The 26,276-nt window shown below is 32.9% G+C and carries 22 protein-coding genes; 14 read left to right on the top strand and 8 right to left on the bottom strand.

Going from position 1 to position 26,276, the window contains the following annotated elements:
* Positions 1-21: 21 nt before the first annotated feature.
* Both HNP35_RS12400 and HNP35_RS12395 read right to left on the bottom strand, forming a co-directional pair.
* Positions 22-723, bottom strand: a complete 702-nt coding sequence (locus tag HNP35_RS12400; RefSeq protein ID WP_184162294.1) for a LytR/AlgR family response regulator transcription factor — start codon at positions 721-723, stop codon at positions 22-24.
* Entirely contained in the window at positions 713-1,765 is a 1,053-nt protein-coding gene (locus tag HNP35_RS12395; protein ID WP_184162291.1) for a sensor histidine kinase, read from the bottom strand. Before HNP35_RS12395 ends, HNP35_RS12400 begins: the two co-directional genes overlap by 11 nt.
* A 274-nt stretch (positions 1,766-2,039) precedes the next feature.
* Between HNP35_RS12395 and HNP35_RS12390 the strand changes: the two genes are divergently transcribed.
* The 8 genes from HNP35_RS12390 to HNP35_RS12355 all read left to right on the top strand — a co-directional run bounded on the left by HNP35_RS12390 (position 2,040) and on the right by HNP35_RS12355 (position 15,506).
* Positions 2,040-5,075 (top strand): SusC/RagA family TonB-linked outer membrane protein, encoded by a 3,036-nt coding sequence (locus HNP35_RS12390; RefSeq protein ID WP_184162288.1) that lies wholly within the window; start codon positions 2,040-2,042, stop codon positions 5,073-5,075.
* A 10-nt stretch (positions 5,076-5,085) separates the two neighbouring features.
* Entirely contained in the window at positions 5,086-6,654 is a 1,569-nt protein-coding gene (locus HNP35_RS12385) for a RagB/SusD family nutrient uptake outer membrane protein (protein ID WP_184162285.1), read from the top strand.
* Between the two features lie 106 nt (positions 6,655-6,760).
* A complete protein-coding gene (nagB, locus tag HNP35_RS12380; protein ID WP_184162283.1) occupies positions 6,761-8,698 on the top strand; it encodes a glucosamine-6-phosphate deaminase in 1,938 nt (645 codons plus the stop codon).
* Between the two features lie 152 nt (positions 8,699-8,850).
* Positions 8,851-10,917: a beta-N-acetylhexosaminidase gene (locus HNP35_RS12375; protein ID WP_184162280.1), complete on the top strand. Its 2,067-nt coding sequence runs from the start codon at positions 8,851-8,853 to the stop codon at positions 10,915-10,917.
* Between the two features lie 405 nt (positions 10,918-11,322).
* On the top strand, positions 11,323-12,021 hold the full coding sequence (locus tag HNP35_RS12370; protein WP_184162277.1) for a DUF3592 domain-containing protein: 699 nt from the start codon (positions 11,323-11,325) through the stop codon (positions 12,019-12,021).
* Positions 12,022-12,077: 56 nt separating this feature from the next.
* A complete protein-coding gene (locus HNP35_RS12365; protein ID WP_184162274.1) occupies positions 12,078-12,746 on the top strand; it encodes a DUF3592 domain-containing protein in 669 nt (222 codons plus the stop codon).
* 45 nt (positions 12,747-12,791) lie between these two features.
* A complete protein-coding gene (locus tag HNP35_RS12360; protein WP_184162271.1) occupies positions 12,792-13,565 on the top strand; it encodes a TlpA family protein disulfide reductase in 774 nt (257 codons plus the stop codon).
* Between the two features lie 321 nt (positions 13,566-13,886).
* Positions 13,887-15,506 (top strand): ABC-F family ATP-binding cassette domain-containing protein, encoded by a 1,620-nt coding sequence (locus HNP35_RS12355; protein ID WP_184162269.1) that lies wholly within the window; start codon positions 13,887-13,889, stop codon positions 15,504-15,506.
* 154 nt (positions 15,507-15,660) lie between these two features.
* On the opposite strand, the gene HNP35_RS12350 is transcribed toward HNP35_RS12355, so the two are convergent.
* The 4 genes from HNP35_RS12350 to HNP35_RS12335 all read right to left on the bottom strand — a co-directional run bounded on the left by HNP35_RS12350 (position 15,661) and on the right by HNP35_RS12335 (position 18,357).
* Positions 15,661-15,834: a hypothetical protein gene (locus HNP35_RS12350; protein WP_167365412.1), complete on the bottom strand. Its 174-nt coding sequence runs from the start codon at positions 15,832-15,834 to the stop codon at positions 15,661-15,663.
* 116 nt (positions 15,835-15,950) lie between these two features.
* Positions 15,951-16,544 carry a dihydrofolate reductase family protein gene (locus HNP35_RS12345; protein ID WP_184162266.1) on the bottom strand — a complete coding sequence of 198 codons (594 nt, stop codon included), beginning with the start codon at positions 16,542-16,544 and terminating at the stop codon, positions 15,951-15,953.
* 112 nt (positions 16,545-16,656) lie between these two features.
* The gene (locus HNP35_RS12340) at positions 16,657-17,382 is read right to left on the bottom strand and encodes a hypothetical protein (protein WP_184162263.1); all 726 of its coding nucleotides are present in this window, start codon (positions 17,380-17,382) and stop codon (positions 16,657-16,659) included.
* A 39-nt stretch (positions 17,383-17,421) separates the two neighbouring features.
* Positions 17,422-18,357 (bottom strand): hypothetical protein, encoded by a 936-nt coding sequence (locus HNP35_RS12335; RefSeq protein WP_184162261.1) that lies wholly within the window; start codon positions 18,355-18,357, stop codon positions 17,422-17,424.
* A gap of 191 nt (positions 18,358-18,548) precedes the next feature.
* Here HNP35_RS12335 and pyrR point away from each other — a divergent pair, with 191 nt between their 5' ends.
* The 6 genes from pyrR to HNP35_RS12305 all read left to right on the top strand — a co-directional run bounded on the left by pyrR (position 18,549) and on the right by HNP35_RS12305 (position 23,181).
* Positions 18,549-19,088 carry a bifunctional pyr operon transcriptional regulator/uracil phosphoribosyltransferase PyrR gene (gene pyrR, locus HNP35_RS12330; protein ID WP_184162258.1) on the top strand — a complete coding sequence of 180 codons (540 nt, stop codon included), beginning with the start codon at positions 18,549-18,551 and terminating at the stop codon, positions 19,086-19,088.
* A 104-nt stretch (positions 19,089-19,192) separates the two neighbouring features.
* Positions 19,193-20,119 (top strand): aspartate carbamoyltransferase catalytic subunit, encoded by a 927-nt coding sequence (locus HNP35_RS12325; RefSeq protein ID WP_029273654.1) that lies wholly within the window; start codon positions 19,193-19,195, stop codon positions 20,117-20,119.
* 207 nt (positions 20,120-20,326) lie between these two features.
* Positions 20,327-20,656, top strand: coding sequence for a ribonuclease Z (locus HNP35_RS12320; RefSeq protein ID WP_184162255.1), 330 nt, complete (start codon positions 20,327-20,329; stop codon positions 20,654-20,656).
* Positions 20,657-20,745: 89 nt separating this feature from the next.
* Positions 20,746-21,651 (top strand): ribonuclease Z, encoded by a 906-nt coding sequence (locus tag HNP35_RS12315; protein WP_184162252.1) that lies wholly within the window; start codon positions 20,746-20,748, stop codon positions 21,649-21,651.
* Positions 21,652-21,860: 209 nt separating this feature from the next.
* Positions 21,861-22,505, top strand: a complete 645-nt coding sequence (gene pdxH, locus HNP35_RS12310) for a pyridoxamine 5'-phosphate oxidase (RefSeq protein WP_184162249.1) — start codon at positions 21,861-21,863, stop codon at positions 22,503-22,505.
* A gap of 172 nt (positions 22,506-22,677) precedes the next feature.
* On the top strand, positions 22,678-23,181 hold the full coding sequence (locus tag HNP35_RS12305; RefSeq protein WP_184162246.1) for a CAP domain-containing protein: 504 nt from the start codon (positions 22,678-22,680) through the stop codon (positions 23,179-23,181).
* A gap of 125 nt (positions 23,182-23,306) precedes the next feature.
* Here HNP35_RS12305 and HNP35_RS12300 read toward each other — a convergent pair whose 3' ends face one another.
* Positions 23,307-25,250 carry an OmpA family protein gene (locus HNP35_RS12300; protein ID WP_184162243.1) on the bottom strand — a complete coding sequence of 648 codons (1,944 nt, stop codon included), beginning with the start codon at positions 25,248-25,250 and terminating at the stop codon, positions 23,307-23,309.
* 12 nt (positions 25,251-25,262) lie between these two features.
* The gene (locus tag HNP35_RS12295) at positions 25,263-26,174 is read right to left on the bottom strand and encodes a PorP/SprF family type IX secretion system membrane protein (protein WP_184162240.1); all 912 of its coding nucleotides are present in this window, start codon (positions 26,172-26,174) and stop codon (positions 25,263-25,265) included.
* Positions 26,175-26,276: the final 102 nt, after the last annotated feature.

Below are 26,276 nucleotides of genomic sequence, written 5' to 3'. Positions count from 1 at the left end.
AATGTAATTCGTAATTATATTTTATTCTAGTATTTTGTTTTTGACCTCTTTGCTGTAATTTCTACCTATCGGAATGTTATAAGATTGTATTTGAACGCGGTTTCCTTCTATAGATTTCACCTTGTTTAATGCAATTACATAAGATTTATGTATTCTTAGAAATTTATCTGCGGGCAATTCTTCCGATAAAGAGGTAAGAGATTTATGGGTAATATAGGTTTTGTCTGGAGTCACTACTTTGATGTATTCTTTCATTCCTTCTACAAACAAAATTTCTTCAATATTAATTTTCATCATTTTTTTATCGACTTTAATAAAAATATGAGAATCACCTTTTGCAGTCTCAACTTTAATATTGTTTTTGAGATTGTATTCGGTTGTTATTTTATTGATGCATTTAATGAATCTAGGAAGCGGAATAGGTTTTACTAAATAATCTAAAACATCAAGATCGTAGCTTTCTGCAGCAAATTCTCTAAATGCCGTTGTAATGATTACTTTGGTTTTACTTTCAATTAGACTGATTAGTTCAAAACCAGTCATCATTGGCATGTTGATATCTAGAAAGACGGCATCGACAGTTGTACTGTTAATAAAATCGAGCGCTTCTAGAGAATTATTGAATGTTGCTATTATTTCAAAATCTGTAAAATTGGTAAAATAATTTTCCAGAACCTTGATTGCTAATGGCTCATCATCAATTAACACGCATTTAATCTTCATTCTGAGTAGGTATTTGTAATCGGATTATGTAGAAATTTAGTTTGGTTTTTTGTTTGAGGCTGAAATTGTTTTTGTAAATCAACTTTAATCTCTTTTTGGTATTTACTAAACCAATTCCTTTTTTTGGATTATGATTTTGTGAAATTACAAAATTATTTAAGATTTCAAAATCAAGTATTTTATTGTCGATAACCTTGCAGTTGATTTTGATTTTTAGGTTTTTATTGTTTAAACCTCCATGTTTAAAAGCATTTTCTACCAATGATATGAAAATTAGTGGAGGTACGACAACGTCTTCAATTGGCGACTCTAAATTGATAGTGACTTCTACATTTGCAAAACGCAGTTTTTCGATTTCAATATAGTTCTGGATATAATCGATTTCTTTTAATAAAGGTACAAACTTAGTTCCTTTTACATCATAAAGCACATATTCCATTAAATTGGAAAGTTTGATAATTACATCTGGAACTTTTTTAGAAGATTCAAGAGATAAAGCGTATAAGTTGTTTAGTGTATTGAAGAAAAAATGAGGCTGAATCTGATTTTCGAGATATTTCAATTTTATTTTAAACTGATTTTCTCTCAAAGAACGGTTTCTTTCGCGTTCGCGTAACCAAGTTAAAGTCAGATAAACTGAAGAAGCCATTGCTAAAACGTACAATTCTCCAATACAAACGGCTACAATGTGATTAATTTCAAACGGATGATATTCTCGATTGGCTTCGGGCCAGATATTTTCACTTATGATATAATAAGTAAGTGCTGTTTTTAGCAAATAAATTACAAACAAACTTACAAGGAGCAAAAAAGTATACATGATATATTTCTGCTTCAAAACATATCTCGGAACCAAAACAAATAAATTGAGATATACTAACGGAATAACCAGCGAAAATTCAATTAAGTTGGATTTGAAAGCATAGGGATAATCATTAAAATAAGCTCCCCATCTTAAAAAGTTTAAAGTAAAGTACACGCCCCAAAACCAAATGTGATTTTGCAGTTTAATATCAAATTTAACTTTTTTAATTTCTTTCAATTGGTTTTAAGAGGTTTGTGGATTTTAGATTTTCTTAACAAGAATTAATATTGTGCAACTTTAAACAATTAAAGGCAAAGTGCCAATTTTTTTGAATAAAATTTCGTGATAATTGCTTATTCATGTTTATTTTTTGGAATAGAACGTTTTCGTAAAACGCATTATTGAATGATTTATGTCGTTCGTTTAAATTTTATTGTCGTTGGTTTAATTTATTTTTTTTAACAATGTCTTAAGAATAATTTTACCTCATAACTAACAAAATAAAATAAACATGAAAAAAATTTTCTTAATCTTTATGATTGTTTTTACGGCGCAAGTTTCGCTTGCCCAAGTAAAAAGTGTCAAAGGTGTGATTACAGATTCTGACGGTATGCCATTACCAGGCGTTTCTGTTGCTGTACAAGGAGGTCAAAGGGGAACAACAACCGATTTTGACGGATTGTATACAATTGAAGCTCAAAAAGGTCAGACTTTAGTTTTTACTTATGTAGGGCTAGAAACTCAGACAATTGTTGTAGGAGATGCTGCTACAATTAATGTGAAGTTGGTTCAAGGATCTTCAAATGCATTAAATGAAGTTGTGGTAACTTCTTTAGGTATAAAAAAGACAAGAAAATCTTTAACTTATGCTGCTCAAGAGCTTAAAGGAGAAGAGCTAACTCGTGTAAAAGATCCAAACCTTATTAATACTGTTGCTGGTAAAATTGCCGGTGTTGCAGTAACTAAGAGTTCTTCTGGAACAGGAGGTTCTACTAAAGTTGTAATTCGTGGTAATTCATCTTTCGTAAATAACCAGCCTTTATATGTAATTGATGGTATTCCTTTATACAACCAAGGAACAGGTCAACCAAATGGTACTTTTGGTGATTTGGCAGGGGGTAACCGTGACGGTGGTGATGTTGTATCATTGATCAATCCTGATGATTATGATGGAATGACTGTTCTTAAAGGTGCTGCAGCTTCTGTATTATATGGTAGCCAAGGAGCAAATGGTGTTATCTTGCTTACTTCTAAAAAAGGAAAAGCTGGAGTTGAATCATTTAATGTGAACTCTGTTACAACTTTTGACAGTGCGGCTTATTTACCAAAATTCCAATCAGATTATACTTCAAATGATGGAGATCCAAGAAGCTGGGGAGATAAGAAAAAAGTAGAAGGAGATATTAAAGATTTCTTTGAAACTGGAGTTACACAAATCACATCTATGGCTTTCTCTAAAGCTACTGATGGAAATTCAACAAGTTTAACTTACGCTAATACAGATGCTTCTGGAATTATGCCAGGAAATCATTTAAAGAAAAATAACTTTGGAATTCGTCAAACTAGTAAATTTTTAAACGATAGATTAAGTGTTGCAGTAACAGGAAACTATGTTGCTCAGACAATTAATAATAGACCAACAAATGGTTTATATTTCAACCCAATCAGCGGTGTTTATTCTCATCCAAGAGCTTTTAGTTTGAATGACTTAAAAACATATGAAGTTTTTGATCCAGTAAGAAATATGATGGTTCAAAACTATCCTGGTTTTGCAACAGTAAACGAAAGTAACGAGAATCCATACTGGCAAATTAACAGACAAAAATCTGTAGATACTAACAATTTCTTTAACGGAGCGATTGCTTTAGATTATAAAGTTGCTGAATGGTTTCACTTACAATCAAGATATAGCTACAATAGAAGCGAAAGCAATTTCCAAAAAGAAATGTACGCTACTTCTGCGACTTCTTTAGTTCATTCAACAGGAAGATACATCAATGCAAATTTAATTGGAACTCAGAACTATGCTGATATCTTAGGTTTGTTTAATACAAAAATTAGCGATAATTTTTCATTCAACGGTACAATTGGAGCAAGTATTAACAATTCTAAAACTACTGGTTTAACTGTAGATTCAGGAATTGGAGGAGGTTTAAACTATGCTAATATCTTTACTTTAGGAAACTTTGTAAATAATAACGGTAACGTTCAAACAGGTGCAGAAAGAGAAGTTCAGTCAATTTTTGCTGCTACAACTTTCGGGTACAAAGATTATTTATTCTTAGATCTTGCTGCTAGAAATGACTGGTCATCTACTTTAGTAAATACAAATGATCCAAGTTTCTTCTATCCTTCTGTAGGTCTTACAGGTATTCTTAGTGATATGTTTGCAATGCCAGAAGTTATTAACTTTGGTAAAGTTCGTGCTACTTATGCACAAGTTGGTAATGATATTGCTGGTAGTATTACTAGCCCTACTTCTACAATTGTTGCAGGAAGTATTGTAAATCCGCCAGTTGGTCCAATGCCAGGTACAACATTAAAACCTGAGTTGAAATCTGAGGTTGAGTTAGGTACAGAATGGAGAATGTTTAACAACAGATTAGGTTTTGAACTTTCTTACTATGATTCTAAAACTAAAAATCAATTTATCCAAGTTGCTGCTCCAGCTACAAACCCTAATGGTTACACTAATTATGCTATCAATGCTGGTAGTATTACTAATAAAGGTTTTGAGGTTGTTTTATACGGTGATATTATCAGAGGTGAAAAATTCAATTGGGATACTAGAGTTAACTACTCACAAAATAAGAGTAGGGTAAATGATATTCCTGCCGCAGATGGTGCAAACGGAAGAATTCTTATTACTGATCCAGGATCTAACAGCTACAGATATTCATTAATAGAAGGAAGACCATTTGGTGTAATCGAAGGTAAAAACCTTAAGAGAGATGCACAAGGTAGAATTCTAATCAATGATGACAATACAATTCAAAGAACAGATTGGGAAGAAGTTGGTAATGCAAATCCTGATTTTATGTTAGGTTGGTCTAACACTTTTAAAATTGGATCATTTACTGCTAATATCTTAATCGATGGACGCTTTGGAGGAGAGGTTTTAAGTTTAACTCAAGCAATCAATGACTACAATGGAGTTTCTAAAGCTACAGGTGATGCAAGAAATGCTGGAGGAGTTAAAATTAACGGTGTAAGAGCAAGTGACGGAACTCCTGTAACAACAATGGATGCATTTGACTATTACAATGGAACTGCAGGTAGAAACGGAGCTTCAGGAGAATATGTTTATGATGCTACAAATGTAAGTGTAAGAGAGGTTTCTATCGGATATACTTTCAAAAAAGATAAATTGCCATTCGTACAAACAGCAAGTATTTCATTAATTGCTAGAAACTTATTCTTTATTTACAAAGATGCACCATTTGATCCAAACGTTGCCTTAAGTACAGGTGAAGGTTTACAAGGTGTTGATGTGTTTGGTTTACCTTCAACAAGAAGTATTGGTCTTAATTTAAACTTAACATTCTAATCTAACAATCATGACACTAAATAAATTAAAAAGAACAGCGATATGCTTCTCATTACTTGCAGCTTTTAGTTGTACAGATAATTTTGAGGAGATCAACACAAATCCTGAAGGTGCTAGTACAGGACAATTAGAACAGGATTATAACAACATTAAAAGTTTGTTTAAACCTGCTTTTAGTAGAATTTATATTTCTGATGTTACTTGGCAATATCAGATTCAACAAAGTTTGCAGGCAGATGGATGGTCTGGATATATGATCACACCAGTTCCTTTTGGAGATTTTAATAATTACGATTATGCATTAAATCCTGGTTGGAATGGTTATGCTTGGGAAAGAGCTTATGTTGATATTATTGCAAATCTTTATAAAATAGAGCAGAGAGCTAAAGGTAAATATGATCAGTTTTACGCATGGTCGCTAATCATAAAAGCGGTTCAAATGCAACGTATTACAGATATGTACGGACCTGCTGTATATTCTAAATACGGAGCTGACGGTGCAGTTCTTTATGATTCTCAGAAAGATATTTACACTCAAATGTTCAAAGACTTAGATTTTGCAGTTACTGAATTAACAAAAAGAATTGCGGCAAATGAAGCATCTACTTTTAAAGGAACAGATTTGTCTTCTTACGATGGAGATTATACACAATGGGTTAAATATGCAAATTCACTTCGTTTAAGAATGGCTATGCGTATCGTAAAAGTGGATCCAGCTTTAGCAAAAACGGAAGCAGAAAAAGCAGTTAATAATTCAATAGGTGTATTTAAGCTTAATGCCGATGTAATGAAAATCAAATCGCCAGTTGACCTTAATGTGATTGATGTAATGAGCCACTCTTGGGTTGGTTTATTTATGGGAGCTGATATGCAGTCTATCTTAGGAGGTTATGAAGATCCACGTATTGCTAAATACTGGAATACATCAGAAATTAAACCAGGAGAATATGCTTCTGTTAGAAACGGTGTTACTTACCCTTCTGGAACAACTTATGCTAAATTTTCTCAAACTGGACCTAGAACAAAAACAGGCGAAGTTACTTGGATGTCTACAGCTGAGGTTTACTTCCTTAGAGCAGAAGGTGCTTTAAGAGGCTGGAACATGGGAGGAACTGGTAAAGAATTATACGAAGCAGGTATTAAAGCTTCTTTTGAGCAAAATGGAGTAGAAGGTGCAGCAGCTTACGCAGCAGACAATACAAAATTACCGCTTAATTATGTAGATCCATTGTTTCCTGCAAATAATACTCCTGCTGTTTCTAAAGTTACAGTTGCATGGGGTGTTACAAACGAAGAAAATCTTGAAAAAATTATCACTCAAAAATGGATTGCTACTTATCCTGATGGTCAAGAGGCTTGGTCTGAATTTAGAAGAACAGGTTATCCAAAATTATTCAGAATTGCAAATAACAAAAGTGGTGGTGTAATTAGTACAGAACTTGGTGTTAGAAGACTTCCTTTTGCTCAGTCTGAAGCAGCAAGTAACCCAGAAGGTGTTGCATCTGGTGTAACAGCTCTTGGTGGAGCTGATAACGGAGCGACAAGACTTTGGTGGGATGTTAATAAAGCAAACTTCTAAGAAAACAATAATATTGAGTTTGGTTAGTAGTAATGGTATAGACGGCGAAAGCGGTCTATACCATTCTTAAAACCAAAATGGTAATTACTACAAAAAAAGAAAAGAAATGAAAAGTGCTTTAGAAATAAAACCTGATATCAGTTACAAAAGCGCGGGAAAATTTGAAGAAACTCGATTTGAGAAAATCCACAACGAAATCTTCAAAAGTTCTATAGAAGCTTCTGTAATTGTAGCTCAGGAAATTGCGCAGCTGATTAGATCTAAACAAGAGAAAAATAAATCTTGTGTTTTAGGTCTGGCAACAGGTTCTTCTCCAATAAAAGTGTATGAGGAATTGGTTCGAATGCACAAAGAAGAAGGCCTAAGTTTTAGCAATGTAGTCACTTTTAATTTGGATGAATATTATCCAATGACAAAAGAAAACAATCAGAGCTATCATTATTTCATGCATGAGCATCTTTTTAATCATATTGATATCAAACCTGAAAATATTAATATTCCAGATGGTACTGTAGCAATTGATGAAATCAATCAATATTGTATTGATTACGAAATGAATATTAAAAATGCAGGCGGTCTTGATTTTCAGTTGTTAGGAATTGGACGTACGGGGCATGTTGGTTTTAACGAACCTGGCTCGCACATTAATTCTGGAACTAGAATTATTACCTTAGATCATATCACGAGAGTCGATGCATCATCTGCTTTTAATGGTATAGATAATGTGCCGAAACGCGCCATCACAATGGGAGTTTCAACCATTATGAGGTCTAAACGTATTGTTTTGATGGCTTGGGGGCAAAACAAAGCTGATATTATCAAGAGAACCATTCAAGGTGATATTAGTTCTGAAGTTCCTGCTACTTTTTTACAAAATCATCCCAATGCAACTTTTGTTTTAGACCAATCGGCGGCTACCGAATTAACCCGTTTTAAAACGCCATGGTTAGTTGGAGAATGTCTTTGGACACCTGAAATGAAAAGTAAAGCGATTGTTTGGTTGTGTCAAAAAACAAAACAGTCTATTTTGAAATTAACAGACCGTGATTATAACAATAACGGAATGTCTGATCTTTTGGCACAGGAAGGTTCTGCTTATGATATGAATATCAATATGTTCAATATCTTGCAACATACCATTACCGGATGGCCAGGAGGAAAACCAAACACAGATGATTCGCATCGTCCAGAAAGAGCAAATCCAGCTAAAAAAAGAGTAATTCTTTTTAGTCCGCATCCAGACGATGATGTGATTTCTATGGGAGGTACATTTTCGAAGTTAATCAAACAAGGTCACGATGTTCATGTTGTTTATCAAACTTCTGGAAACATTGCAGTTTCAGACGATGAAGCACTAAAATTTGCAGAAGTAGCAAGTGATTTTGTTGGAGAAGATAAAGCGGATATCAATTTCAAATCGGTAATTAATTTTTTAAATAACAAATCAGAAAACCAAATCGATTCTTTAGAAGTTCGAAAATTAAAAGGATTAATTAGAAGAAGAGAATCTTACGGCGCAACTAGATATATTGGCTTAAAAGATGAAAACACGCACTTTTTAGATCTTCCTTTTTATGAAACAGGACAAGTAAAAAAGAATCCTTTAGGGCCAGAAGATATTGCTATTGTAAAAAATATTATTGCCAAAATAAAACCACATCAAGTTTTTGCTGCTGGAGATCTCGCAGATCCGCATGGAACGCATGAAGTTTGTCTGAATGCCATATTTGCGGCTTTAAAAGAACTTAAGCCAGAACCTTATATGAAAGACTGTTGGCTATGGCTTTATAGAGGAGCTTGGCACGAATGGGATATTCACGAAATTGACATGGCAGTTCCGTTAAGTCCATCAGAAGTTTTATTAAAACGTCATGCTATTTTGCATCATCAATCTCAAAAGGATAGAGTGATGTTTCAAGGAAATGATTCTAGAGAATTCTGGGTTAGGGCTGAAGACAGAAACAAGAATACAGCTATTTTGTATGATGAATTAGGTTTGGCTGAATATGAAGCAATTGAAGCCTTCAAACGTTTTGATTATTAAAGTTTTAAGATTCGATTTTGAGCGAATCAAATGACAAAATTCAGAGGATTGCTTGTAAAAGTGAGGTAATGCAGAAGTCATTCTGAGTTTTGTCTTTTTTTTATATAAATTTAGGATACTTATTAAAAACTATCCAACCAAAAAAAAGAAAAATGAAATATTTATTTGTACTATTATTTGCAGGTATAACTGCGGGTGCTCAAGTCCAGAAAGAGCAGCTAAATCTTATGCCTTGGCCTCAGAGTGTTGTTGTTAATGAAGGTAATTTTGCTTTAACCAAAAACTTTAAAGTGAATATTACAGGAAATCCGAATCCAAGAATTTTTGGGGGAGTAACTCGCTTTTTGCGCCGTTTAGATGGTAGAGCAGGTATATTTTTTGAACAAGGGTTTATTGCGAAATTAAATGAAGTTCCGAATGCAGAATTGCAAATCAATTGTACAAAAAATGGTAAAATTGGTTTATACGAAGACGAAAGTTATCATTTAGATATTACTTCAAACAAAATTACTTTAAATGCATCGAGTGATTTAGGAGCTTTGCATGGTTTAGAGACTTTATTACAGTTGCTTCAAAACAACTCAAATTCGTTTTATTTTCCAGTTTCGAAAATCTCAGATTTTCCAAGATTTACATGGAGAGGCTTAATGATTGATGCTTCAAGACATTTTCAGCCAATTGATGTTATTAAAAGAAATATTGATGCATTGGCAGCCATGAAAATGAATGTTTTCCATTGGCACTTGGTAGATGATCAAGGTTGGAGAATTGAAATGAAAAAACATCCAAAGTTTACAGAATTGGCTTCGGATGGAATGTATTACACACAAGAGGAAATTAAAAATATCGTAAAATATGCTGATGAGCGCGGTATTTTAATTGTTCCAGAAATAGATGTTCCAGGTCACGGATCTGCAATTTTAACAGCCTATCCAGAAATTGGCAGTAAAGTAATTACGCTGACAGGAGGAACATCCGAAAAAAATATCCAAGGTACAGCAATTGCTACCTATGGAATTGAAAGAAATGCTGGAATTTTTACTCCAACATTAGATCCTTCAAATCCTAAAACATATCAGCTTTTAAGTGAAGTTTTTGATGAGGTTTGTCCTTTATTCCCAGGAGCTTATTTCCACATTGGAGGAGATGAAAATGAGGGAAAAGATTGGGATGCAAACCCGAAAATTCAAGAATTTAAAAAGAAACATAATTTAAAAACCAATCACGAATTACAAACTTATTTCACGATGCAATTGGCTCCAATGTTAAAGAAACATGGAAAACAATTGATGGGTTGGGAAGAAATTTTAACCAAAGATCTTTCTAAAGAAGCTATTGTGCATTCTTGGAGAGGACCAAACGAAGGAATGACAGCTGGACAGTCTTTAGTAGATGCAGTTAGAAAAGGCTACAAAACGGTTTTATCAAATGGCTATTATATTGATTTGATGTACCCAGTTGCGAGTCATTATTTAAATGATCCAATGCCAAAAGGAGCCAATTTAACTGCTGAAGAAAAAGCTAGAATTTTAGGCGGAGAAGCTACAATGTGGACAGAACTAGTGTCTCCAACCACGATAGATTCAAGACTATGGCCAAGAACAGCCGCAATTGCAGAAAGACTTTGGTCGGCAGAAGATGTGGTAGACGTTGAAAACATGCGTAAGCGTTTGGAAACGGTTTCTTTTAGATTGGAAGAACTAGGAATCACTCATCTTCGTAATAAAGACGTGATCTTAAGAAATATTGCCAATAATCAGGACATTCGACCACTAGAAGAATTTTTAAAAGTAAGCGAACCGCTAAAAGGATATACTCGTAATAAAGGAGGAACAGAATATCAAATGTATTCTCCATTGACACTTTTTGCAGATGCTTGCGGTCCGGATGCAAAAGACGCTTTGGCATTTGATGCGGCGGTTGCTCAATATTTAGCAAATAAATCGGCAGATAATAAAGCAAAAGTGGCTGGATTTTTCAATAAGTGGATTGCTGTACATAAAGATTTGACATCATTAAGTGCAAATGCTCCTTTGGTGCAGCCGCTATTGCCTTTGTCTAAAAGATTAAATGATGCATCGCAGGAATTATTATTGGTTTTAGATAATAAATCGACTTTGAAAGCTGATAATCTGAAAAAACTAGTAGAAGATTGTAATACAAAAGATCACGCAGATGTTGAATTAGCTGTTTATACAAGCTTGAAAAAATTATTGTAATATAATTTGAATTAGTGTTTAGTAAAATGTTGCCTCTATTAATTTGAATTCTATATCTCTGCCAGAAACTTTTCTGGTAGAGATATTTACAAAAGAGATTTTTCTGTTCTTCAAAAGAGCAAAAAATATATTTTCAAGAGTTAATAACAAAAATCCTGAAAATTATGTGAAATAAAATGTTTGGTGGGTTAAAATTGAGTTTGGTTATTTATTTTTTAATCTAATTTTATTTCAAAACAATGTGTCGAGTTTAGATAATTTGTTATTTGGTTTTTATCTAGACTAGGCATTTATAGAGCCTGACAATTCGTTGTCAGGCTTTTTTTTTTATTTAAAAAAGTTTCAAATAATTAGGATGTAGAGGTTTTAAGATTATTTTTACAATAACTAATCAACCCCAAAATAATGAAAGCATTTTCCATTTTTAATTATGTATTTTCTCTTATTGGCGCTGGCCTCTTGGCTGGAGCTATTTACCTTTACGTAGACAAACAGGCTTTTCTAGAAAAAGCAGAAACGACACAAGGAACAGTTATAGAAATGATTCCTAAAAGATCGAAAGATTCTACTACCTATAGTCCTGTTGTTTCTTTTATAACAAAATCTGGACAAACCATTACTTATACATCTTCAGTGAGCAGTAATCCGCCAAGTTATGACGTAGGAGAAAATGTCGAAATTTTTTATGATCCTGCCAATCCAAATGATGCCGAAATAAATGGTTTTGTTTCTTTATGGCTTGGAGTTCTAATTTTAGGAGGTATTGGAATTGTTTTCTTTTTAATAGGCTCTTTGGGAGTTTTATTGCGTTATCTTAAAAATAAAAAAGCGCAAAATTTACGTGAAACTGGAAAACCTATTGCAGCAAAATTTACGCAAGTTCAGTTAAATACCAATCAGACAGTAAACGGTAGAAATCCTTTTCTAATCTTGAGTCAATGGCAAGATCCAAAAACAGATGAATTATATGTTTTTAAAAGCGACAGTATTTGGTTTGATCCTACAGATTTTGTAAAAACAGATACGATTAGAGTTTTTATTGATCCAGAAAATCCAAAAGATTATGTTATGGATATTTCTTTTTTGCCAAAACTTAAAAATTAGAAAATCACCTAATTTGTTTAAGGAATATTTTGCACTAAAAATTTAAATAAAGAAAAATGAAAAATAGTATTTCTATCATGAAATATATTTTCTGTCTAATTGGATTAGGGATTATTATACAAGCCTTTATTATATATCAGGAAAAAAAGCCTTTTATAGAAAAGGCAGTTCTTGTAAAGGGTTTAGTGCTGCCTAGCTCGGATTATAGAACTAAAGTGTCTTTTGTAACAAAAGAAGGAAAATCATTCAAACTTTTTTTTGATACCAGCAATAATCTAATAGGCTATAACGACGGAGAAAGTGTGGAAGTTTTGTATGATCCTGAAAATCCATACAAAGCTAAGATCAATAGTTTTATGACTTTATATCTTGGAGTTTCGATTTTAGGCATTATAGGAAGTATTTTCTTTTTGACAGGTTTTTCATTTTTTAGGTCTGATTATAATAAACAAAAAATGATAAAATTTTTAAAACAATTTGGCAGACCTGTTACTACAAGGTTTAGTTCATTACAGCTTAATATGCACGTAACTGTAAATGGTACTCATCCCTATCTTATATACAGTAAATGGTTCGATTCAGAAACTAAGAAAACTTATTTGTTTAAAAGCGAAAATATTTGGTTAGAGCCTAGAGAATTTAATGTAACAAATGAAATTATGGTTTTGATTGATCCAAAAGATCCGAATAGATATTATATGGATATTTCATTCATAAAGGAATAAAAACTTTTAAGTACTTTTGAAATCAAATACAATGTTTCAGATTCCATGCAGAAATTCTTCAGTTTAATTACGCTTCTTTTTATTTTTTCTATCAGTTCAGCCCAGAATAAATTTGGAAATCCAGAAGTAGACCCGATTCAGATTCAGAAAACTTACGAATCATGGTCTGTTTATCAGAATAAAAATATAATGCTTTCTAGAGATTTTACGGCACTAGATTTTTCTTCAAAAGAAATTTCAAAAGAAATCTTTTTAGATCAGCTTGCCAACGGAAATTTTATTCCAATTCGATTGAAATCGGAAACAGGTATTTACATTTATAAATTATTCAAAATTCAGCCTAAAACTGATACCAGTATAAAAGCGACGATTAATCAAATTGGTTTTGATGCTTACAAAAATTACAAGATGGAAGGATTGGCTTTTCCTCCATTTTCATTTAAAGATTTAGACGGAAATCTAGTGACCAACGAATCGATGAAAGGAAAAATCATTGTAATAAAATGCTGGTACATTCATTGTGCGCCCTGTATCAGGGAATTTCCGCAAGTCAATAAATTAGTTGAAGATTATAAAGACCGAAAAGATATTGTCTTTATCAGTTTAGCCGAAGATTCTCCAGAACAACTAAAAACATTTCTAGCAAGAAAACCACTTTCTTATTCTGTAATTCCAAATATGAAAGAATATATGAATGAATCTTTGCAACTGAATTCTTTTCCAACACATTTCATTTTAAACAAAGAAGGAATGATTGCTAAAGTGCTTCCTAATTTCGAAAGTTTAGAAGTGGCTTTGGCGAAAGAAAGTAAGTTGTAATTGAATTAATCTCGCAAAGTCGCGAAGCCGCAAAGTTTTTTAACCAATTATTTTAGGATACAGTTTGTCATTTCGAGGAACGAGAAATCCTCGCAAGAAACTCCGCAACAATAATCTAAACTTTGTCGAGCTACTTGCGAGGATTTCTCGTTCCTCGAAATGACAAAATTACGCAGTAATCACCTTTAAAAAACAAAACTTTGCGACTTCGCGACTTTGCGAGAAACCTCCACCAGCATCAAAAAAACTTAGTCCCTCAGTACCTTTGCAACTCTGAACCTTTTTCCGTACTTTTGCACCAAATTAATTAAAAAGACATTCATGTTAACAGTCAATAATTTATCAGTTCAGTTTGGTAAAAGAATTTTATTCGACGAAGTAAATACTACGTTTACTCACGGAAACATTTACGGCGTAATTGGAGCTAATGGTGCAGGAAAATCTACTTTCTTAAAAGTAATTTCGGGCGATATTGATCCAACTTCTGGTCACATTCATTTAGAGCCAGGAAAACGTATGTCGGTTTTAAACCAGAACCACAACATGTTCGACGAACATACCGTTTTGGAAACCGTTTTAATGGGGAATAAAGTTTTGTACGCTGTTAAAAAAGAAATGGATGAGCTTTATTTGGATTATAATGATGCCAATGCAGACCGAATAGGAGAGCTGCAAGTTCAGTTTGAAGAAATGAACGGATGGAATGCTGATTCTGATGCAGCAGCCATGTTATCTAACTTAGGAATTACAGAAGCAGATCATTATACTTTAATGAGTGATATGGAAGGAAAAATGAAAGTACGTGTGCTTTTGGCGCAGGCACTTTTCGGAAATCCTGATTTGCTGATTATGGATGAGCCTACCAACGATTTGGATTTCGAAACAATCGCTTGGTTAGAAAACTTCTTAGCAAACTACGAAAACACTGTAATCGTTGTATCTCACGACCGTCACTTTTTAGATGCGGTTTGTACACATATTTCTGATATTGATTTCGGAAAAATCAATCACTATTCAGGAAACTATACATTCTGGTACGAGTCTAGCCAATTAGCGGCAAAACAACGTGCACAGCAAAACAAAAAAGCAGAAGAGAAGAAACAAGAATTGGAAGAATTTATTCGTCGTTTTAGTGCAAACGTGGCGAAATCTAAACAAGCGACTTCTCGTAAAAAAATGATTTCGAAATTGAACATTGCCGAAATCAAACCATCTAGCCGTCGTTATCCTGCGATTATTTTCGATCAGGATCGTGAAGCTGGAGATCAGATTTTGAATGTAGAAAACTTATCTGCTTCTGTAGACGGAGAAGTTTTATTTAAAGATGTTGATTTGAATATGGCAAAAGGCGATAAAATCGTTCTTTTCTCTAAAGATTCACGTGCTACAACAGCTTTCTACGAAATCTTAAACGGAGAACAAAAAGCAGATTCTGGAACTTACGATTGGGGAATTACAACCAACCAAGCGTATTTACCAGCTGAAAACCATAAATATTTCGAAAACGATTTGACTTTGGTTGACTGGTTACGTCAGTACGCAAAAACAGAAGAAGAGCGTGATGAGGTATTTATTAGAGGTTTCTTAGGAAAAATGATTTTCTCTGGAGAAGAAGCTTTAAAAACTTCAAGAGTTTTATCTGGAGGAGAAAAAGTACGTTGTATGTTGTCTAGAATGATGATGGAGCGTGCAAACGTTTTAATGCTTGATGAACCAACAAACCACTTAGATTTGGAGTCTATTACAGCTTTCAACAACTCATTGAAAAACTTTAAAGGTTCTGTAATCTTCACAACGCATGACCACGAGTTCGCACAAACTGTTGGTAACAGAATCGTAGAATTAACACCAAACGGAGTGATCGATCGTTACATGACATTTGATGAATATCTTGATGATGAAAAAATTCAGGAACAAAGAAAGAAGATGTACAATCTTTAAATTTTTAAATTCCAATTTTAAAAATTCCAAATTCCAAATTTTGACTTTACAACTTTGTCAAAGTTTTAAACTTTGACAAAGTTTTTCACCCATAAAAAATCCCAAACTCCAAGTTTAAATTGGAATTTGGGATTTTTTTATTGTTTATTGATGACTATTTGCTTCCGAACATTTTGGCGAAAATCCATATAATAATCGCAATAATAAAAATTACGATAAAGATCCCGAATCCCATTCCGGCTTTAAAAATGTCTCCTACTAGTTCACAGCTTGTAAATGAAAACAGTATTACGAATACCATTAACAATCTAAGTATTTTATTTTGCATGATGTTGATATTTTAAATTGATACTTAAAATTACTTCACGAATCAGGAAAATGTGTTATAGAATTTTGGAGAAATGTTTTAGGATTTTGATTTCAACTCAATTATTACATTTACTTTTATTCTCCAATTGTTCCCGTTTTAACTTCTCCCGCTTTTTTGTAGCTCACAGCAATTACCCCATTTGGTGTAACTGTACTTTCTGTTAAGGTAAAGCCTGACGGAGTTGCATTGTCCTTAAATAGTTTTTTTCCTTTGCCAAGAATAATCGGGTAAATTATGAGAGCAAATTCATCAACTAAATCATGTTCAAGCAAAAGCTGAACAAGTGTTGCGCTTCCCCAAACCTTAATGTCTCCGCCTTCTGAATTTTTAAGTTTTTTAATATCCTCTATTGAGGAAAGAAATTCCGAGTTTTCCCAGTTAGAATTATTTCTGGTAGAAGATAAAACGTATTTAGTAACTTCATTAATTCCTGGCCATCCGTCTGAATGTTTTGGCCAATAATCTTCAAAAATATCAAATGTTTTTCTGCCTAAAAGAATATCCGCGGGCTTCATTTGCTCCTGCATCACATTGCCATATTCTTCATCTCCAAAAGGCGCTACCCAACCTCCATATTTAAAACCACCAGAAGTATCTTCCTCAGGACCACCAGGCGCTTGCATTACACCATCGATGGTAATCATGGTTATGACAATTATTTTTCTCATAATTTTGAGTTTTTAAATTCGAATTAAAGTTACTTGAAAATCAGAGAAATGTGTTATAGAATTTTTAGGGAAATGTTTTAGGATTTGGAGTTAAAGTTTCAATCTAAATAACTTATTCTTTGATTATGAATTTCATAAAAGTTGATGTTAAGTCTATAATGAATTCAATTTCTTTTTCATTCACATTATCATCATGTTTAATGTATCTGTTCTGATATTTGGTATAATAATCTAAAAGAGTTCGGAACATATTGGTAGATTCTTTGCTTAACCCTTTCGTTTCTTGGTAATTTCCGACATTTCCAAGTTGATTTTCAAGTGATGCATTGTTTTGCAAAATTTCTTTTAGTAATACTTCCAATGATAATCGCATGTCGTCAATTAAATTTCTTTGATATTTTTTGGAATTAAGTTTTTCTAATGAAGAATTGTAAAGATTGAATGCTTTTTCATATTTACTTAACCAATGTTGTGTTTCTACAATTAGGTCAGACTTAAGAATATTTTTTTTCTCAGGAATGTTTTCTGGATAATTTGTGTAAAGTTTGTTTTTTAATTCTTTTACGTTTATTTCTTGTGCAAGTCTTTCATGGTCAAGTAATTCGGTTATGATTTCAAATCGTTGTTCATCATTGAATTTAATTAAATTTTCAAAAAATGCACTTCTTTTGTTTGGAACTCCTATAAATGGAGGTTTGTGAAAAGGAATTTCGACATTATGATCAATACTTTTAGCCGAAAAAAATTTACCTAGTTCTGTTCCTGTCAAACCATATTCTGAATTTGCCAGTATATCAGATGCATAAGTTAAAAATACTGTATTTAGTGGTTTTTTCATTTTGTGTTGTATTGTAAGTAATTATTTTAATAAATCCATTTAGTTATATTCTTCAAAAATATCATGATATCTCCAGATTATTTCTCCAAGAGGAGTCAGATCTTGACGACTACCTCTTTCAAATGCTATTCCTTTATCAATCATTTCAGATAAAGCTTCACCTCCTATTGATCCGCCATTATGAAAAAAGCGAACTAGTGATAAAAAAGTTAGCCATTTACCTTCACTTTTAAGTTCTCGAACTTTATTAATAATTGTTGGAGGAAATTTTTCAGGGGAGTAATAAAAAGAAGTATTTTCTCCGTCAAAAAAATCATCAAAAATTTGAACTTGTTTTGTTTTTACATCATAATCTTTCTGTAGCTGATCTAAAGAATTATTTAAGTGTTTTATTTGATCCGATAGCTTTATTTTGTCATCTTGTTCTGTTGTTAATTTTTTCTTGGTATAATCTAGATCTTTTATTGAATTGCTGATAATTTCGCTTTGTTTTAGTAAATCGTTATCTTTTAATTTTATTTGTTCAGTTTGTTCATCTATTGTTTTGGAAAAAAGTCTTACATTTTTTCTTTGTTCTTCATATTGGTCGAAATATTGTTCACGCTCTTTAACTACATCATCATATTCACTTCTTCTCACAACATCTTTGTTTACAATTCGACCAGTAATAGATGGCATTAGTCCAAACTCAATATACAAAACTAAACTTCTGGTTGCTATAATTATTAAGTAACCTAACAACATAAGTAATATTGCATGCAATACATCCGATAAAATTTTCCAAAATGTTAAATTCACTGTTGCATAATTTCGTATAAAAACTATTTTATCATTTAATGTGCAGTCATTATCAAAATTGAAGACAGCATACCATAATTGCCAATGATGTATTAATAAAACGATTATTAAAGTTCCAAAAAAAGGATTTGTTAGTTTGTCTTTAATATTACTGAAGAAGGAATTTATTACTTCCATAGAATAAAATGTAGTATAGTTATGTCTTATTACTGAAATGCTAATTTATATTTTTAATGTAAATAATGATTAATATTCTTAATAAATTAAATTTCAATTAATATGGCTACTTAAAAATATTTCCCCACCCAACACCCCAACAAATAAAATCAGATTCCGTATATTTGCGCAACCAAACATTACAATTGCTTATGAGCCAAAAAGTATTACTTAATTCGAAAGAAGTTACTATCATACTCCATCGTTTGGCTTGTCAGTTAATCGAAAAACATCTTGATTTCTCTAATACAATTTTGGTTGGAATTCAGCCGAGAGGTGTTTTTTTAGCTGAACGTTTAAAACAATTATTAGAAAACGAATACAAGGTTCCTGAAATCACTTTAGGATATTTGGACATCACTTTTTTTAGAGATGATTTCCGTCGTACTGATAAACCGCTTGAAGCCAATAAAACCCAAATCAATTTTATAGTAGAAGACAAAAAAGTCATTTTTATCGATGATGTTTTGTTTACCGGAAGAAGCATTCGTTCGGCACTAACTGCCATTCAATCTTTTGGAAGACCTTCAGAAATTGAATTATTGGTTTTAATAGACAGACGTTTCAGCCGTCATTTACCAATTCAGCCCGATTACAGAGGCCGTCAGGTCGATGCTATCAATGGCGAAAAAGTAATTGTAAGCTGGAAAGAGAATGATGGTGAAGATGTTGTTCACTTAGTGACGAATTAAGTTTAATCGGTTAACCGGTTAATTGTTTAATCGGTAATAACACCGATTAAGCGATTTTAAAAAACGATTAAACAATTCAACGATTAAACAAATAAACAATAAAAATGAAAGAATTAAGCGTAAATCATTTATTAGGAATCAAATATATCAACGAGAATGATATTAACCTGATTTTTGAAACGGCAGATCATTTTAAAGAAGTCATTAATAGACCAATTAAAAAAGTTCCTTCATTACGAGATATTACCATTGCCAATATTTTCTTCGAAAACAGTACCAGAACCAAACTTTCGTTTGAATTAGCGCAGAAACGTTTATCTGCTGATGTAATTAGTTTTTCTGCTGCTCAGTCATCGGTTAAAAAAGGAGAAACTCTGATTGATACTGTAAACAATATCCTTTCAATGAAAGTGGATATGGTTGTAATGCGCCACTCTAATCCTGGAGCGGCTTATTTTTTATCTAAAAATGTCAAAGCAAGCATTGTAAACGCAGGAGACGGCGCGCACGAACATCCGACTCAGGCTTTATTGGATAGTTATTCTATCAGAGAAAAATTGGGCGATGTTGCCGGAAAAAAAGTAGTTATTGTAGGTGACATTCTGCATTCGAGAGTTGCCTTGTCCAACATATATGCTTTGCAGATGCAAGGTGCTGAAGTAAAAGTTTGCGGGCCAAAAACTTTGATTCCAAGATATATTGAATCGCTTGGTGTTACGGTTGAACCGAATTTACGTAAAGCTTTAGAATGGTGTGATGTTGCGAATATGCTTCGCGTACAAAACGAACGTATGGATGTGAATTTCTTCCCATCAACACGTGAGTACGCACAGCAATACGGAGTTGATAAACCGCTTTTGGATTCGCTAGGAAAAGAAATTGTAATCATGCACCCAGGGCCAATCAATAGAGGAGTAGAAATTACTTCTGAAGTGGCAGACTCTGACCATTCAGTGATTTTGAATCAGGTAGAAAATGGTGTTGCGATTAGAATGGCTGTTATTTATTTATTAGCGTCTAAGATTCAGTAGGTTTTAGTTTTCGGCCGCAGTCGCAGTTTTCAGTTTTGAAATGGGTGTCACACTGAGCGAAGTCGAAGTGCTTTTTAGTGCTAAATGTGCTTTGCGAACGTGGACTTCGACTTCGCTCAGCCTGACAAACGTGAAACTTTAAACCTGAAACAACAAAAAAACTTAGTAAATTAGCATCATAAATTATAAGCCCCATAAAATTATAAAATGAAAGTAGATCAAAAAGGACATACCGTTACGATTAAAGATACTCAAGGAGATGTAAATGCTTTCTTGGAAAAAGTAACGCAACAGTTTAAAACTTTTGAAAAACAAAATATAATCATCGATTTATCTGCTGATTCTATCTCGGAAAAAGATTTGAAGGCTTTTTTACCGCTTTCAAAGCTTCATAAAAAAGCAAAAAAATCGTTTGTAATCGTCGCAACCGATCTTGATTTTAATGCTATTTCTGATAAATTAACTGTTGTTCCGTCTCTTTTAGAAGCGCACGACATTATCGAAATGGAAGAAATCGAAAGAGACCTCGGGTTTTAATTGTAGATTTTAGAGTTCAGATTTTAGATTTTGAATGTTGAAATCTAAAATTAAACAATCAATCTAAAATCTAAAATCAACAATCTAAAATGAAGCTTACCATACTTGGCTGTTATGCCGCAACTCCTAGAACACTTACTAATCCGACTGCGCAGGTTTTAGAGATTAAAAATAGATTGTTTTTAATTGACTGTGGTGAAGGAACTCAGGTTCAGCTTCGAAAGAATAAAATTAAATTCTCGAAGATTAATCACATTTTTATCTCACATCTTCACGGAGATCACCTTTATGGATTAATTGGAACTATTTCTACTTTTTCTCTTTTGGGAAGAACTACAGATTTACATATTTATGGTCCGAAGGGAATTAAGGAATTGATTCTCCTTCAATTGAAATTAACCGAATCTTGGACGACTTATTCTTTGTTTTTTCATGAATTAGAATCGAAAGAAAGCGAAGTTATTTTTGAAGATAAAAAGGTTATTGTAAAAACCATTCCGTTAAAACATAGAGTTTACACGAATGGGTATCATTTTCAGGAAAAGCCAGATGAAAGAAAACTGAATGTTGAAGCAGTTCAGCAATACGATATTCATGTTGCGTATTATCAGAAAATAAAAAACGGCGGCGATATAACATTGGATGACGGGACTGTGGTTAAAAACGAAAAATTGACGTTTGATCCTCCGCCATCAAAAAGTTATGCTTTTTGTTCGGACACCGTTTATAATGAAGATATAATTCCAATCATTGAAAATACTGATATTTTGTATCATGAATCTACGTTTTTAGAATCGGAAGCTAGATTGGCAGAAAAAACGTTACATTCGACAGCTAAAGAAGCCGCAACGATTGCTTTAAAAGCTAATGTAAAACAATTAATTTTAGGTCATTATTCAACAAGATATGATGGATTGGAACCATTTAAGAAAGAAGCCGAAGAAATTTTTCCTAATGTACTTTTAGCAGATGATGGATTGAGTTTTGAATTTTAAAGATTCTAAGATTCTAAGATTCTGAGATTCTGAGATTCTGAGATTCTGAGATTCTGAGATTCTAAGATTCTGAGATTCTAAGATTCTGAGATTCTGAGATTCTGAGTTTTTGGATAACCTGAAACCTGAAACCTGAAACCTGAAACTTGAAACTTGAAACTTGAAACTTGAGACTTCAAACTTTAAACCTGAAAAAAAAAACAAAAACTATGAGCGATTTAAGTAATTATAGAAGATCATACGAGAAAAGCGAATTATTGGAAACTAACATTCCGGAAGACCCAATAAACCTTTTTAATAGATGGTTTCACGAAGTAGAAGATTTTGGTGGAAGCGGAGAAGTCAATGCTATGACGGTCTCTACAGTAGGCTTAGACGGTTTTCCGAAGTCTCGTGTTGTGCTGTTGAAGAAATTCTCAGAAGAAGGATTTATATTTTATACCAATTATAGCTCTGAAAAAGGAAAAGCTATTGAAGCCAACCCAAATGTTTGTTTGTCTTTTTTCTGGCAGGAAATGGAACGTCAGGTTATTATTAAAGGAATTGCTCAAAAAACCTCAGAAATTATTTCTGATAATTATTTTGATTCACGTCCCGATGGAAGCAAGCTTGGTGCAATCGTTTCAAACCAAAGTGAAGTAATTCCATCAAGAACTTTTTTAGAAGAAAATTTAAAGAAAATCGAAGCCGAATTTGAAGGAAAACCTATTCCAAGACCTGAAAATTGGGGAGGATATATTGTCACACCGTTACAGGTAGAATTCTGGCAAGGAAGAGCAAATAGGCTCCACGATAGAATTCGTTATACAAGCCAATCTGATTTTTCATGGACAATCGAGAGGCTTTCTTCTTGATTTGTAAGAAATTTATATTTCTTTAAAAAAAAGAGGTGTATTTCATCGATTAATTTTGTAGTTTAGCGATAAATTAAATACGTTTGGTAAAGAAATCAGACGATATTTATTCAAAAATAAATTTAAAGGATTTGCCCCACATTTACTTTAAACTGCTAATATGCTATTGATTATGAAAAAGATTAAGCGCATCATGTTGTTCATTGCGATTCTTATCGCAATGAACTCATGTACTGCAGACACCGCCGAAGGAAGCGTGGATAATACTCCAATCGAGACGCTCGTTACCAATTACTCATACAACGACTCAGAACTTTTAGCGCTGAAGCTTATAAACGAATATCGTGTTAGCGTAGGTCTAAATGCTTTAGAAAGAGTAAATCATATATCTTCTAAATGTGAAGAACATAATGTTTATATGATTGAAAACAATGTCGTAAATCACAATGATTTTGTCGAAAGATCTCAAAATATTACTAGTGTTTTAGGAGCCAAAAAAGTTGGTGAAAACGTTGCCTACAACTATAAAACTCCTGAAGCTGCTTTGAGAGCCTGGCTGGAGAGTCCAGGCCACAAAGCAAATATCGAAGGTGATTATACACATTTCGGTATATCTGTAACAACAGACACTGTAACAGGAAAAAAATATTACACTAACATTTTTGCTAAGTTGTAAAAAAAAACTTGAACTGGTTGGTTTTTTAGAGATCGTTGTAATTCGCAGAGTTACAACGATTTTTTTTATAAAAAAAAGCTGTCTAGAAAGACAGCCTTTTAAAGTTGGTTATGTTAGTAATTAAATTACAAAGCAGTTATAATAAACTCGCTTCGTCTATTTGCTTGATGTTCTTCTTCGGTACATTTAACACCATCGGAACATTTATTTACAAGTTGTGTTTCACCGTAACCTTTTCCAGTTAATCGGTTCGGTGCTATTCCGTTTTTAATTAGCCATTTGATTGTAGATTTTGCTCTTCTGTCTGACAATGCAGCATTGTATTGATGCGTTGCTCTACTATCGGTATGTGAACGAATGTCTAATTTCATTGTTGGATTTTCGTTTAAGACTACTAAGATTTTTTCTAAATCTAAAGCGGCTTCTGTTCTAATATTTGATTTGTCAAGATCAAAGTATATCATTTTAATTCCAAAGCATACACCTAGATCATCGCCAACAGTAACTTTACAGCTTGATTTTTCTAATGCAATAGGAAGGCTTGTTGTGCCAGTAGTTTTCGAAATGGTTACACTTACTTCTTTGGTGTTATATTCTGGTTTTTCAGCTCTTACAAAATAGATTTTTCCACATTCTACAGGGAAGGTATATTTTCCATAGCTATCTGAAACAATTGTATTTTTTACGTTCATCTGATCGTCGAATAGTGTCACTTTTGTTCCTGGCAAAATTGTTCCGCTTTCGGCATCAGTAATTATACCTTCAAGCTGTTGTTCGCATTTTAGTTTTCTTGTTTCTAAGAATTTATAAATATCATCAGAACCTTGTCCGCCGTCTTTATTAGAAGTAAAATAACCTCTTCTTGAAGCAGGATCAATAATGTATGCAAAATCGTCTTTAGGAGAGTTTACATCGGCTCCAACATTTTGAATGTTGCTGATTTTTCCATCAGAATCAATATTAGCCACAAAAACATCTAAACCACCAAGTCCAGGATATCCATCTGAAGAAAAATAAATTTCATTTTCTTTAGTCACAAAAGGATACGTTTCTTTTCCTTCGGTATTAATATCTTTTCCAAGATTTTCAGGAGTTCCGAATCCGCCGTTTGGATTTATACTCACTTTATATAAATCAGATTGACCAAAAGAGCCAGGCATATCTGAAGAAAAATATAATGTTTTTTCATCAGGACTTAATGCAGGATGTCCGTTACTATAATTATCACTGTTAAAAGGCAGCTCAGTTATATTACCCCATTTATTATCTGCGCCAAGCGTTGCTTTGTAAATTTTGATTAGAGTAATTCTGTTTTCGTCTTTTCCTTTTTTACCGTTAATATAGTTGTTTCTTGTAAAATATACTGTTTTGCCATCTTGTGTAAAAACAGGAGATGCCTCATGAAATTTGGTGTTTATAGGCGATTTAAACTTTTTAACTTTACCTGCATTTCCATTTTGAGGATCAATATCGGCATTATAAATATTGGTAAAATATTCGCCAGTCCATTGGTGTTTGCGTTTAGTAAAGTTTCCGGTATCTCTTGCAGAAGCAAAGTAAATTTTATTATTATAAACAAAAGATCCATAATCTGAATATTTACTATTTATGCCAGCATCTTCGATTTTATATCTTCCTGAATTGGCTTTAATTTGATCCAAATAGTTTACATCATCTTTATAAAGTTTACCTCGTACATCATTTTTTGATTTTGCATAAAACTGATCTAAAAGAGAATTGGCTTTGTTATTTTCGCCAATAGATTTTAAAGATTGAGCATAACGATAATAATATTCAGGTTCTACAGTGGAATTCATTGCAAATAATTCGCCATACCATTTTGCTGCATTAGCAAAATCTGAATTAAAATAGTAGGAGTTCCCTAGTTTTTTAAACATATCATCAGATTTGTATCCTTTTGCGGCTACTTTTTCATACGTTTTAATAGCGTCGACATAAGCATAGCTATCGTATTTCTTATCTCCAGAAGCTATTTTCGCTTTTTGCGCATAACTGTCAAATGAAAAAGCACTGATTATGGTTAAGAGAAGTAGTGTATAGTTTTTCATGGTGCGAAATTTTTAGAAGAAACGAGGGGTTGTCATTTTACTATTGTATTTGAAAAGTTCGAAACGTAGAAAGATTTCATGCGAACCAGAATTGTAATTTCTTAATCTAGTTGTTTCGTTATCATATCCGTATCCGATATATAAACCTTCAGTAAGTTGAAATCCTGCCATTGCACTTACTGCTGCATCCCATCTGTAAGCTGCTCCAAGAGTTAGTTTTTCAAAGAATAAAAAGTTTGCTGATACATCAAGCTGAAGAGGAGCTCCTTCAACCAGTTTAGTTAGAACTGCTGGCTTGAACTTTATTTCTTGAGATAAATCAAAAACATAACCTCCCATTAAGTAGTAATTGATTTGATCTTTGTAAATCGCGACATCATTGTCATCATAACGGTTTGTCTGAATGAAGTTTGGAACAGACAACCCTATGTAAGCTTTACTCGAATGCCAGTAAATACCCGCACCAACATTTGGAGAAAAATCATTATTTAAATTTTGAAATTGTGGATCGCCCGCAGTTTCGGGACTTAATTTAGTTACATCAAGATTAAAAATATCGGCTGTACCTTTTATACCAAATGAGAGTTTCCAAGTGTCTGAAGTTGGAACGGTATAAGAAAGGTCTACAGAGAATTGATTTTCAGTCGTGGGTCCAATTTTATCATTGACTAAAGATACACCAAGTCCAACATTGCTGTTGTTTATTGGAGTATTAACAGAAATGGTATTGGTTTTAGGAGCTCCATCTAATCCTACCCATTGATCACGGTGTAATGCAAAAACGCTTAATGCACCACGAGAACCAGCATAAGCAGGATTTATGTTAATTGTATTGTACATATATTGGGTAAATTGCGCATCTTGCTGAGCATAACCGCTATATGTAACTAACAGAATGACGAAAAAAAATAATTTTGTTCTCATAGTAAAAATGGATTATTTTTATTATTACTACTGATTTTTTAATATATTGAAAATCAGATAGTTATTTTATGTGAAATTACATATTTTTTTTACATAAAATTT

The organism is Flavobacterium notoginsengisoli, assembly GCF_014207905.1.
GTDB classification, from domain to species: domain Bacteria; phylum Bacteroidota; class Bacteroidia; order Flavobacteriales; family Flavobacteriaceae; genus Flavobacterium; species Flavobacterium notoginsengisoli_A.
Note: the sequence above shows the minus strand (reverse complement) of the source record. Positions and strands in the feature narration are given on the sequence as shown.